Origin of the sequence: Blautia parvula, assembly GCF_020215665.1 — a bacterium.
Lineage (GTDB): Bacteria > Bacillota > Clostridia > Lachnospirales > Lachnospiraceae > Blautia > Blautia celeris.
The window spans coordinates 1,945,008-1,957,305 of sequence record NZ_CP084061.1 but is presented as its reverse complement, the minus strand read 5'-3'; the positions used below and the strand labels follow the sequence as shown (position 1 = coordinate 1,957,305).

Annotated in this window: 11 protein-coding genes; 8 read left to right on the top strand and 3 right to left on the bottom strand. The window is 49.2% G+C overall.

Annotated elements, in window-relative coordinates:
* The first annotated feature begins 87 nt into the window (after positions 1–87).
* Complete coding sequence (locus LC508_RS09250; protein WP_103731763.1) at positions 88–978, top strand: hypothetical protein; 891 nt, start codon at positions 88–90, stop codon at positions 976–978.
* Positions 979–1,271: 293 nt separating this feature from the next.
* Here LC508_RS09250 and LC508_RS09245 read toward each other — a convergent pair whose 3' ends face one another.
* Positions 1,272–2,165, bottom strand: a complete 894-nt coding sequence (locus LC508_RS09245) for an amidohydrolase family protein (protein ID WP_052099679.1) — start codon at positions 2,163–2,165, stop codon at positions 1,272–1,274.
* A gap of 43 nt (positions 2,166–2,208) precedes the next feature.
* Positions 2,209–2,604: a DUF1292 domain-containing protein gene (locus LC508_RS09240; protein WP_033143280.1), complete on the bottom strand. Its 396-nt coding sequence runs from the start codon at positions 2,602–2,604 to the stop codon at positions 2,209–2,211.
* A 204-nt stretch (positions 2,605–2,808) separates the two neighbouring features.
* Here LC508_RS09240 and LC508_RS09235 point away from each other — a divergent pair, with 204 nt between their 5' ends.
* From LC508_RS09235 to LC508_RS09205, 7 genes are all read left to right on the top strand, one after another.
* Positions 2,809–4,383 carry a ClC family H(+)/Cl(-) exchange transporter gene (locus LC508_RS09235; RefSeq protein ID WP_054352897.1) on the top strand — a complete coding sequence of 525 codons (1,575 nt, stop codon included), beginning with the start codon at positions 2,809–2,811 and terminating at the stop codon, positions 4,381–4,383.
* Between the two features lie 10 nt (positions 4,384–4,393).
* Positions 4,394–6,295: a glycogen operon protein GlgX gene (locus LC508_RS09230; protein ID WP_225305352.1), complete on the top strand. Its 1,902-nt coding sequence runs from the start codon at positions 4,394–4,396 to the stop codon at positions 6,293–6,295.
* Positions 6,295–6,849 (top strand): DUF5662 family protein, encoded by a 555-nt coding sequence (locus LC508_RS09225; protein ID WP_033143277.1) that lies wholly within the window; start codon positions 6,295–6,297, stop codon positions 6,847–6,849. The genes LC508_RS09230 and LC508_RS09225 overlap by 1 nt, the downstream gene beginning before the upstream one ends.
* A gap of 87 nt (positions 6,850–6,936) precedes the next feature.
* Complete coding sequence (locus LC508_RS09220) at positions 6,937–7,941, top strand: ABC-2 transporter permease (RefSeq protein WP_118593896.1); 1,005 nt, start codon at positions 6,937–6,939, stop codon at positions 7,939–7,941.
* Positions 7,942–8,144: 203 nt separating this feature from the next.
* Positions 8,145–9,107, top strand: coding sequence for a beta-ketoacyl-ACP synthase III (locus LC508_RS09215; protein ID WP_054352899.1), 963 nt, complete (start codon positions 8,145–8,147; stop codon positions 9,105–9,107).
* 126 nt (positions 9,108–9,233) lie between these two features.
* Positions 9,234–9,713, top strand: a complete 480-nt coding sequence (locus LC508_RS09210) for an LURP-one-related/scramblase family protein (protein ID WP_103733222.1) — start codon at positions 9,234–9,236, stop codon at positions 9,711–9,713.
* A gap of 31 nt (positions 9,714–9,744) precedes the next feature.
* Positions 9,745–10,596, top strand: coding sequence for a class I SAM-dependent methyltransferase (locus tag LC508_RS09205; RefSeq protein ID WP_103733004.1), 852 nt, complete (start codon positions 9,745–9,747; stop codon positions 10,594–10,596).
* A gap of 143 nt (positions 10,597–10,739) precedes the next feature.
* On the opposite strand, the gene LC508_RS09200 is transcribed toward LC508_RS09205, so the two are convergent.
* On the bottom strand, positions 10,740–12,239 hold the full coding sequence (locus tag LC508_RS09200; RefSeq protein WP_103733005.1) for a tagaturonate reductase: 1,500 nt from the start codon (positions 12,237–12,239) through the stop codon (positions 10,740–10,742).
* Positions 12,240–12,298 lie beyond the last annotated feature (59 nt).

Sequence of the window (12,298 nt, the reverse complement as noted above, 5' to 3'; positions counted from 1 at the left end):
TGCAGTCTGTCTGTGTATATTTACAAATGCAGCGAATGCAGTGCTATATAAGCGGATGTTTTTTCAGAGTGCCTGTAAGGAGGTACAGTGAAAAAATCCAGGCCGCCTGCTGTGCGTGAGAAGTTCCCGGCACATTCGGAACATGAGGACAAGGCCCTGAAGACCGCCGTGTCCTTCTTCGCCAGGGAACTGCTGCCCATGGCGGGTGTGAGACAGAAGGTCAGAAGGATAGCTCCTACAGAGAGTATCCATCTGGAACTGAAAAAATTTTATGAGGATTTAAACCTCATTATGGAGGATGATACCTGCGGTCATCTGGAGTTTCAGAGCAGGGATGGGGGAATCGAGGATATGAGACGGTTCCGGCTATATGAGAGTATTATCAGCTATCAGTATGGGATTGACGTTGTGACCTATGTTATATACAGCGGCAGTGTAAAACATCCTGTTACCAGCATGAAATGCGGTAAAAATACTTACAAAGTGGTTCCTGTGATGCTGTCTGACAGAGACGGAGACAAACTTTTGAAAAAGTTGGAGAAGAAACAGGGAGAGGGCAGGAAACTCTCAAGAAAAGATCTGGCAAAGCTTTCCCTGCTTCCGTTACTGGGAGGCGAGATATCCCAGAAAGACAGGATGGAACGGGCCTTTCGCCTAACGGCCAGCCAGGAGGTCACGCAGGAGGTTAAGAAGACAGAATCTATTTTGTACACACTGGCGGAAAAATTTCTGGAAAAAGAGGAATTGGAAGAAATTAAGGAGGTGTTGAGTATGACGTGGCTGTACAGTATGCTGACGGAAGATGCAGAAAGGGAAGGAGAACGAAAAGGTGAGAAAAGAGGTGAAAAAAGAGGTGAAAGGCGAGGAAAACAGATGGGACTGGAAAAAGCGGCGGTCAGTTTTCTTGATGTTCTGCCCCCGGAGGTAATAGCAGAAAAGCTGGATATCCCACTGGAGAGGATCAAAGAACTGAAATAGAAATCCATGCTGCGAATACCTGCCGCCACTACTCTTTTGCACGGTCAGCGCAGTAAATGCGCAGATCTGACTGAACAGTTACCAAAAACAACATAAAAAAGCCAGCCGGATTCTTCATGCGCTTTGCCGCAGTTATCTTTATCCAACTGCGCAAATTTCATGAAGTCCCGACTGGCTATACCATATCCCTGCTTCCGTACAATGAAAGCCTCATTTCTTTAAAAATCAGATTTATGCAAGGAACCCACAGGATTCATCACATCATTAACCCATCCTATCATTGACCATCCGCATCATTCCAGAAAACGAATCAGATTACCGCCCATCACATCATGCCACTCTTCCTCCGTAAGCCCGGCGTTTGACCGGATATCCTCCACAAACATGGAAAAATCCATCTCCCTGCATTTGGAGGGATAGAGCAGCAGCGGAAAATCACTTCCAAACAGCAGCCTTTTACTGCCGATCATGGAGATGACGGAGCGAAAACTGCGGATGTGGTACAACAGGGGATTGGCGGCTGTGTCATAGCAGACATTTTGGAATTTGCCCTGATATTTTGGGTTCATTTCATAGAAGGGAAGTCCGCCGCCCATGTGGGCCAGGATGAGCTTCAAATCAGGATATTTCTTCACCAGTCCGGGTATAGGGGCCAGACTGGTAAAGTCCCTGCCCGGATAGGCATGTCCCACCGGTTCCCCGCAGTGGATGCATACGGCAAGACCATAGTGCTGTGCGCATTCCAGAACATCTATAAAATCAGAATCCTCAAAATCATATCCATTTCCCCCGGGGCCAAGTTCGCCTATGCCGGTAAAGCCCAGCTTGGCACACCGTTCAATTTCGGCGATGGCTTTTTCCCGGAATTTGGGATTAATGGAAAGAAAGCCTTTCAGCCTCTTGGGATGGCGTTTCATCATATCAGCCATATAATCATTGTGCAGGGTCATGAGTCCCTCATCATTCCAATACCATCCCTGCATGACAAGGCCGTAAATACCGGCTTTGTCTGCGCATTCCAGAGCTTCCTCGGCGTTGGCCCAGGCCTCCTCGGTCCCCTTGCCGTTTTCCGGCTTCTTTGTGAGAAGGGCAAACCAGTTGTCCCTGGCAGCGTATTTCTCCCAGTTCTCATAGACCTCAGGGGGAAAGAGATGGACATGGCTGTCCCAGATCTTAAAATCATGCATGGCAGATCCTCCCCATGAAAAATATTTAATTACAGAACCCTGATCATTTTTCTTCCATATCCTGCTCGCTTGGAAGATTGGCGATAAATTCATGGAAGCTCTCAGCAGCAGCCATGTATTCATCCTCCCGCTCGATATTGGTCACCACAGGGTTGCCTTCCTCGTCCTCCGCATAGCGGAACAGATAAGTCTCTCCGGATGTACTTTTGCCATCCTTGTCAAGGGGAACAAGAGCAATGAACTCACCGAAGTCCTCCACCGGGAAAGTGGTGAGAACGGCACACTCCAGGACTGTGTTATCCTCCAGAGTCAGTTTGATGGTTGGGTTCGGAACCCTGGGAATAGAACCTTTGCCGGCGCTGGAGCAGTTGGAGCTGCAGGTAGCGCAGTCGCTGGGGTCGCAGCCGCCGATATTTGCTGTGAATGTTTCTTCACTCATATGTGTTACCTCTCTTCTTTTCTATCAGTATTCAAAATACGGCCAAGAACCGCATTTTGACTGCTTTCATACTATCAGATTAGGGAAAAGATTGCAACAGTTACGAATTGGCGATTGCAATTTTATGGGGTCACACGTATAATGAGAGTAGTCTTCAGAAGAAGACCAGTGTAACAGTAAGGTACCAAAGAGGGAGGAATCATTGTGAAGCGGGACACTTCCTATGTGATCAAGAGAGCAGAGCATTTTAAGTCCATTCTGACAGCAGAGGGATTCCTGGTGGGAATCGTAGCCGGACTTGTGGTCCTTTTATACCGGGTACTTCTGGAGTACGCGGGCAGGGGCATGAACGTTGTCCTTGCATATGGAAGAAAATATCCACTGGCTGCGGGAGGCTGGTTTGTTGTTTTATTCATTCTCGCCTGTGTTGTAGGGCGTCTTGTAAAATATGAGTCATTTATCTCCGGGAGCGGTATTCCCCAGGTGGAAGGAGAGATGGCAGGTAAATTAAATCAGGTCTGGTGGAGAGTGCTGCCTGCAAAATTTCTGGGCGGCTTTTTGTCACTCTTTGCGGGGCTGTCTCTGGGAAGAGAGGGTCCGTCCATCCAGATTGGGGCCATGGCAGGAAAGGCAGTATCAAAGGTACTGGACAGGAGCAAGACAGAAGAAAAATTCCTGCTCACCTGTGGCGCAAGTGCCGGACTTTCGGCTGCGTTCCATGCACCTCTGGCAGGTGTGATGTTTTCACTGGAGGAGATTCACAAGAACTTTTCTGTATCTGTGCTGGTGTCTGTCATGACAGCATCCATCACGGCAGATTACATATCCTCCAGATTTCTGGGATTCCGTTCTGTATTTCAGTTTGAGATAACAGGTTCTATTCCGGCAAAGTATTACGGACATATTATTGTGCTGGGGATCATTCTGGGACTGATGGGCGCCTTTTATAATAAGCTGACCCTGTTTGTGCAGTCCCTGTTTGGGAAAATCCGGGGGAAGAGGGCTGAGACGACCAGGCTTCTTATTCCCTTTCTGCTGGCCGGGGCGCTGGGCCTTATCATGCCTGAAATCCTGGGCAGCGGGCATAATATTATTGATATTATCACAGAGGGCAATGTGATGCTGAAGACCATCCTTCTGCTTTTTGTGATGAAGCTTTTATTTTCTGTCATTTCCTTTGGTTCCGGCGCGCCGGGAGGAATTTTCTTTCCGCTGCTGGTACTGGGGGCTTTGATCGGCGGGGCATACGGAACCTTTGCCGTGCAGTTTCTGGGACTTGATGCCCATTATCTGAACAATCTGATCATGCTGGCTATGGCCGGGTATTTTACTGCGATCGTGCGGGCGCCCATTACAGGTATTATCCTGATCTTTGAGATGACAGGCAGTGTCAGCCAGATGCTGTCCCTGTCCCTGGTGTCCATCGTGGCCTTTCTGGTGGCAACTGCGGTGAAATCGCAGCCTATTTATGAGAGCCTTCTGGAAAATCTGCTGAGAAAGCGGGGCGAGCCGGTGCCGGAGAAAACAGGTGAGAAGATTTTACAGGAATTTGTGGTCCGCCATAACTGTGAGCTGCAGAATAAAATGGTGCAGCAGATCGAATGGCCGAAAAACTGCCTTCTGGTGGCAGTGCAGAGAAACGGTGCAGAGCTGATTCCAAAGGGGCGCACCATATTGATGGCAAGTGATACCATTATCACCATGACAGATGAACAGGACGCGCCGGGAGTACATGACAGGATGGAGGCACTGTGTTCGGAACAAGAGAGATTGAAATGAGGTGAACAGCTTGACGAAGAGAATGGACGAGGCATCAAAGGAGATACAAGCTTTGCCAGTATATCCGGGCAAACCGGGAGTCATAAGGATGGAAAAGGGATATCAGTTTACTGTTTCTGTCCCGGATGGGGATGAGGCATTTCTTCTTCTGTACCATGCAGGGGAGAAAAAGCCGGTAAAGGAAATCCCTTTGTCAGAAGAAAAGAAGACAGGGAATTTGGTTTCTGTCTGCGTGACAGGCATTTCCCCTGATAGGTATGAGTATAATTACCGTATCGGAAATGAAGTGATACAGGATCCCTACGCGGTCTATCTTTCCGGTGCAGAAAAATTCGGACAGCCGCAGACAGAAGATACGGACATCATCCGGTGCGGGTTCCGGAATGAAAAGTACAGATGGCAGGATGATTCCTTTCAGCCCTGTTCCCTGTCGGATTCTATTATCTATAAGCTGCAGGTACGGGAATATACCATGCAGAAAAATTCCGGGGTCCGTTTAAAAGGAACCTTTAAGGGGCTGGAGCAGAAGATCGCATATCTGAAAGATATGGGTGTCACGGCAGTGCTTTTGATGCCGGCCTATGATTACAGGGAGATTGAGAGGAAGCGCAGCGCCGGAAGGCGGCCGGAACCTGCCTATGCTTATAAGGAAAGTGCGCCCGGTAAGATAAACTGCTGGGGGTATACAGGCGAGGCCTGCTATTTCGCTCCAAAGGCATCCTTCTGTGCCACAGACCGTCCGGTGCGGGAATTTTCACATCTGGTGGATACTTTGCACCAGGCAGGGATGGAGTGTCTGATGGAATTCTATTTTGACGGTTCTGTAAGTCCTTCGGTTATGCTGGATATTCTGCGTTACTGGAAGCTTAAGTACCATGTGGATGGATTTCATCTGATGGGGAGCGGCATCTGCCAGGAAGTCCTGGTAAGGGATGCGCTGCTTTCCAGAACAAAGCTCTTCTTTCACGATGTGGACGGCGGATATCTCTATCAGGGAAAAATACCGGCATTTAAAAATGTGGCGGAGTACAACGAAGGGTTTCTCTACTGTATGCGCCATCTGTTGAAAAGCGATGAGAACATGCTGGAGGATTTCATTTACCGGAACCGGAGAAATCCCAAAGAGACGGGAATCATCAATTACCTGGCGGACCAGGACGGCTTTACCATGATGGATATGGTGTCCTATGATGAGAAACATAATGAGGACAACGGTGAGGACAACAGGGACGGCATGGAGTACAACTGCAGCTGGAACTGTGGGGCAGAAGGTCCCACCAGGAAAAGAACAGTGCGGGAACTGCGGCTGCAGCAGCTTAAAAATGCGTTTTTGCTGCTTCTGCTGAGCCAGGGCACGCCTCTGATCTTTCAGGGGGATGAGTTCGGCAATTCCCAGAAGGGCAACAATAATGCCTGGTGCCAGGACAATGACATCGGATGGGTGGACTGGAGTGCGTTCAAATCCAACCGGGCACTCTATGAATTTGTTAAAGAAGCCATTGCCTTCAGAAAAAAATACTACATTCTGCATATGCAGGAAGAGTTAAAAGGAGTGGACTACAGGGCACTTGGCTATCCGGATCTGTCTTACCACGGAGCGCAGGCCTGGTATGCGCCCTGTGAGAGAAATCTGCGGCATCTGGGAATGATGTACTGCGGAGATTATGGGAAGCAGGAAAAAGAGTTTTTATTTGTAGCATATAACCTGCACTGGATGCCTCATGAATTTGCACTGCCCAATCTGCCGAAAGGGTCTGTATGGAAATTCGTGGCGAGCACCAGCAGGCAGGAAGGAAAGGTTTTTACAGAAGAAGAGGTAAAGACGGCAAAGCAGAAGGGGAAGGGTAAAAAAGCTGTGGAGGTGCCGTCGAGAACTATAGCAATATTAATCGGAAAGCAGGAAACAGCGTAATGCATATATGGGCACATTTCAAGACAATTACCAGCCATAAGCTGCTGGTCATGCGCTACTGTTTTAAAATAGGTCTGTACCGGCAGGGGCTGCTGCATGACCTGTCAAAATATTCCTGGACGGAATTTTCCGTTGGATGCAGGTATTATCAGGGAAACAGAAGTCCCAACAATGCGGAGCGGGAAGACACCGGGCTGTCCACATCCTGGATTCACCACTATGGAAGGAATAAGCATCATTTTGAGCACTGGGTGGACTACGGTGTGGACTGTGACACAGTCATTCAGGGTGTTCCCATGCCCAGGAAATACATTGCGGAGATGGTCATGGACCGGATCAGCGCTTCCAGGGTCTATAATCCGGGGACTTATACGGATCAGGCGCCTCTGGCCTATTTTCTGAAGAGCAGAGACAGACTTTGGTTTGTGCATGAGAAGACCAATGAGGACCTGGAATTTCTGCTGCGCATGCTGGCGGAAAAAGGGGAAAAGGAAACCCTCAGGTATATCAAAAAAGTATATTTGAAAACCACTTTCAGGGGAGAGAGTGTGTGATGCTGCAGTTCCCTTTCTGTAAAGGGCAGAGAAGGGACTGCAGGTGAAGAACAGTTACATAAACAGATAAGGGGTAAGGTGATCAAAATGAATCCGGCAGATATTTTAAACATTGTGACTTCCCAGTACGGGAATGTTGTGGAAAAGTATACGACGGGAATTATGCTGGCAGGGCTTATATTTGCACTGCTGAACTGTTTTATGGGCTATAAGCTCAGGAAAGTCTGGGGCAGTATCCTCGGGCTTGTGATCGGTGCCGCAGCGGGCGGTATTGCAGGGTATTATTTTCTGCACGAGGCAAAATATGTGGTGATCGCGGGACTTGCCGGAGCGGTGGTGCTGGGTGCGCTTGCATGGGTATTTTATAAACTTGGAATTTTCGTGCTGTGCGCAGGCCTTGTATATGCGCTGGCAAACTCTTTTTTCAGTGCGCCTACGGACACGGGCAGGATCATCTGTATTGCCATAGGAATCTTTGCGGCCACCATGGCTATCGGATATGAGGAGTATGTGATCATCGGCATCACGGGTATCTGCGGCGGTCTTGGCGCTATCAGGATCCTGTTTTCCATGACAGGCAAAGACGGCGGCGCGGGTACATGGCTGCTGGGTCTGATCCTGGCTTTTCTCGGAATCGCGGTGCAGGCAGCGCCTCTTCTTCGAAACAGGGAAAAAAAGCAGGGCAGCAAAGGCAGCAGCCGGGAACCGCTTTTCAACCGGAAGAAACGGAAGTTCAGCCTTCCCACGCTGCCGGGCAGGAAAAAGAAGACCAGGAAGAAAACGGTATATAAGACCACAGAGAAGAGCAGAAATAATACGGCCCAGAGCCGGACATCTTCCGGAACAGGAAGAAGCGGGGGCGGCAGCCGCAGCCAGACGCCGCGCAGCCAGACACCGCGCAGGCCGGCAGAGGAGCCGGGAGAGAAGACAAGAGAGATCCCCGATATGGCAAAGCTGCGGGAACAGGACTATAACCGCAGACCGGAGCCGGATAATGCCCCATACCGGGGTGTGGGAACGGGAATTGACCTGGATGATCTGAGCCGGGAGCTTTCCCAGGAAATACAGAAAATTTATAAAGAGGATGAATAGATACCGGGAGGCCGTTTGTGTAGTTGACAAACGGTCTCTTTCTTAGTATACTTTGAAAGAAAAGATTTGATAATCAAACTATTTGAAAGTTTAAATGAATTCCCGGATGTGATTCTGTGAAGTAATGATTCAGCAGGTCTGCGCATTTACTGCGCTGAACAGTTATCCGGTGAAAATATGATGGAATAAGAGGTAGGAAGAATATGGTAGCGAGGATAGTCGGAACAGGCAGTGCAGTTCCCGAAAATATTGTGACAAATGATGATCTGTCCAGGATCGTGGATACAAATGATGAGTGGATTTCCACACGGACCGGAATCCGGGAGAGAAGGATTGCAAAAGAGGAAAATACAACCATTCTGGCATGCCGCGCCGCCAAAAAGGCTTTGGAGAATGCGGGAATGGATGCCGCGGATGTGGAGCTGATCCTAGTGGCTACCTGTACACCGGATTCATTTTTCCCAAATACTGCCTGCCGGGTACAGAAGGAAATCGGTGCCTGGAACGCCGTTGGATTCGATTTAAGTGCAGCGTGTTCGGGGTTTGTATTTGCCTTAAGCACGGTTCAGGCGTATATAAAAAGCGGAGTTTACAAAAATGCGCTGATCATCGGAGCGGAAACTCTGTCAAAGCTCCTCAACTGGGAAGACAGAGGTACATGTGTGCTGTTTGGGGACGGGGCAGGGGCCGTCGTGGTAAAGGCTCATGAGACAGGATTCATGGATATGGTCCAGTGGTCAGACGGCAGAGGGGACAGTGTTCTTACTTGTGGTGCCCGCCAGATGAAGAACGTTCTGGTACCCGGTGCCCAGGAGGCGGATTATGTTGCCATGGAAGGACAGCCTGTTTTCAAATTTGCCGTAAAAAAGGTGCCGGAGTGTATTACACAGGTACTGGAAAAGACCGGGACAGAGAAAGAGGAGATCAGGTATTATGTTCTGCACCAGGCCAACAGCAGAATCATCCAGTCAGTTGCCAAAAGACTAAAGGAGGCGGAGGAAAAATTTCCCATAAATCTGGAACGTCACGGCAATACATCCGCCGCCAGTATTCCCATTTTGCTGGATGAGATGAACCGTGAAGGAAGGCTGCAAAAGGGGGACAAGATCATCCTGTCAGGATTCGGAGCTGGTCTGACCTGGGGAGCCGCGCTGCTTGAATGGTAAGCACTGTCCCGCGAAGCGTGCTGCCGGGCAAGCAGTGAGAGTAACGATTTCTGTTCCATAAAGTACAGGTATTGTGGTAAGATATAAGCATACAGGCAAAGGAAAAGGAAAAACGGAGGAGGATTTATGAAATTACTGATAAAACAGAGGGTATTTTCCTGGACAGACACCTATGATGTGTACGATGAATACGGTAACCCGAAGTATTTTGTCAAAGGAGAGTTTCTGTCTATTGGCCATAAGATACACATTTACCGTCACGATACCGGTGAGGAAGTAGGCATGGTGAAAGAAAAACTGATGACTGTCATGCCCCGGTTTGAGCTGATTGCAGGGGGCAGGGCTCTGGGGAGTATCCAAAAACGCTTTGCATTGTTTAAGCCCAAATATGAGATCGACTATAATGACTGGAGAGTGGAAGGCGATTTTCTGGAATGGGATTACGATGTCTATCAGGAATGCTGCCCGATCATGCATATCAGGAAAGAGCCCTTTCACTGGGGGGACACGTATGTGATCGACTATGCCTGCCAGGACGATGAGCTGATCGGCCTGCTGACGGTGATCGCCATTGACGCGGCAAACTGCAGTGATGGAAACCGGTAGACACGGCAGAAACAGGACAGGGAGAAAATATTTGGAAAATAACAGCAGCAGGAAACTGATTGAGTATATAAAACAAAAACCGCAGATATATGAAGCCAGCTCCTCCGCTTTCTGGGATGATGAGAATATTTCCGGATATATGCTGGAGGCGCACTTGGACCCGGATGCGGAAGGCGCAACCAGGAAGCATGAATTTATACAAAGATCCGCGGACTGGATTGCAGAGCGCTGCGGGGGAGGAGCGGGAAAGAAGCTTCTGGACCTGGGATGCGGACCGGGACTCTATGCAGAGCTGTTTGATGACAGGGGATTTCAGGTGACAGGTCTTGATTTTTCCAGACGGTCCGTCCAATACGCCAGAGAACATGCTGCCGGGACAAAGAGGGACATCCGGTATGAATATAAGAATTATCTGGATATGGATGAGGAGAATGCATTTGATGTCATAACTTTGATCTATTGTGATTTCGGTGTACTGCCTCCAAAGGACAGGAGGATTCTGCTGGGGAAAATAAAAAAGGCACTGAAACAGGGTGGAATCCTTATTCTTGACGGATTTACCCGTGCTCTGCCTTTTGAAGAACTGGAGACGGTTCAGTATCAGGATAAGGGATTCTGGTCAGCCGGACCTCATGTGGTCATTCAGCGCAATTACAGATATCCCGAGACAGATAACACTCTGGAGCAGTATCTGGTAATCACAGAGGAGGACTGCCACTGTTATAATCTTTGGAACCAGCGGTACACCAGGGAAACCTTAAAAAAGGAAATAGAGCGTGCAGGGCTGTGCTGCACGGAATTTTATGATAATGTGGCAGGAAAGGCGTTTACAGGCCGGGATACGACAATCTGTGCTGTCGCAGAGAAACAGGCGGAGGGATAAGCGGCGGACATGTATTTTATGCGGCGGTGTCCTCCGGATTCAGAATACAGCGGGTGAGAAATGCGGAACAAAATAAAAGTGCCTCATATGGAAAACCGGAAATTTACAGGCTTCCATATGGGGCACTTTTATTTTTTAAAGAATCAGCAGACGGATTTCATCATTTCATATGCGCCGTCGCGCTGGATCTTGTTCAGCATATCTGTGACAGCGGCTTCAAATCCGGGTATAGAGCACAGATCCATATCCCAGAGTGCTTCATTGCCACAGACCGCGTGCACGTATTCCTCTGTGGTATCATCCTTATGTGCTGCAAAAAAGGAGAGAACATTTCTGTCGTCCGACACAGTATAAGCACCACCGTCCGGACGTACGGCAGCAAGACCCGCGTCTGTCAGTTCCTTCCCCCGGTAAAACGCCAGATAGAAGGCAAAGGAGGCTGTGAGACAGAGCGGCAGTTTTCCTGTCCTGTCCATATACGCCTTCAGGGACGGCAGGACCCTGGCTTTCCATTTGGAGGTGGAATTCAGGCAGATGGACAGCAGTGCATGGTCGATAAACGGGTTTTTAAAACGCTCTGTGACGGCGGAGGCGAAACTCTCCAGCTCCTCTTTGGGAAGAGACAGGGTGGGGATGATCTCCTCATGGACTGCTTTATTCATAAAGCCGCAGACTACATCATCCTCCATACAGTCCCGCACGATATCGAACCCGGCCAGATATGCCCCCATGACCATGGAGGTATGAGCGCCGTTTAAGATTCGGACCTTGCGCTCCTTGTATGGTTTGTGGTCATCTGTGATGAGGACCGGAAGTCCGGCCTTCTCAAATGGAAGTTCCTGTTTTAAAGCAGCAGGTCCCTCAATGACCCAGAAGGCAAAGACTTCACCGGTATCCATGGCGGCGTCCAGATAGCCGTTTTCCTCATTCAGCGCATCCGCTTCCCCTTTGGGAAAGCCGGTGACAATGCGGTCCACAAGCGTGGAGCAGAACATGTTCTCCTCCTCCAGCCATGTAAGGAAGCCTTCCTCCAGATCCCACTGTGCGGCATACGAAAGCACACATTTTTTCAGCTCTTTTCCGTTTTCCGCAATAAGCTCACAGGGAAGAATAACGAATCCCTTTCCTTTTTCGCTGCCGAAGACTTCATAACGGCGGTAGAGAAACTGGGTCAGCTTGCCCGGAAAGCTGGAGGCCGGTCTGTCCTGAAACCTGCAGGCAGGGTCGTATACGATTCCGGCCTCGGTGGTGTTGCAGGTGATAAAGCGCAGATCAGGATTTTCGGCGCAGGCCATGACCGCGTCGTAATCTTCATAGGCATTCAGGCAGCGGCTGACACAGGAGATGACACGCTTGTCACTGACCTTTCTTCCGTTTTCAAAGCCGCGCAGATATAAGGTGTAAAGCCCTTCCTGGGTGTTCAGGTCATCAGCCAGGCTGTGGCCGGGGCGTTTTGGCCGGGGCTGGACAAGAACTGCCTTGCCGTTGAAACCTGTCTTTTCATTCAACATATCAATAAAATGGTCTGTAAAGGCACGCATAAAATTTCCTTCCCCAAATTGGAGGACACGTTCGGGAGCCTCCCGGAGAAGATAGCCTTTGTAATTCTGTTCTTTTAATATCTGATAACTGAGTTTTTCCATGATTTTTATTCCCCTGTTGTTATATTTACATTACCATCCACAGGCGCTGTCACGCGAAA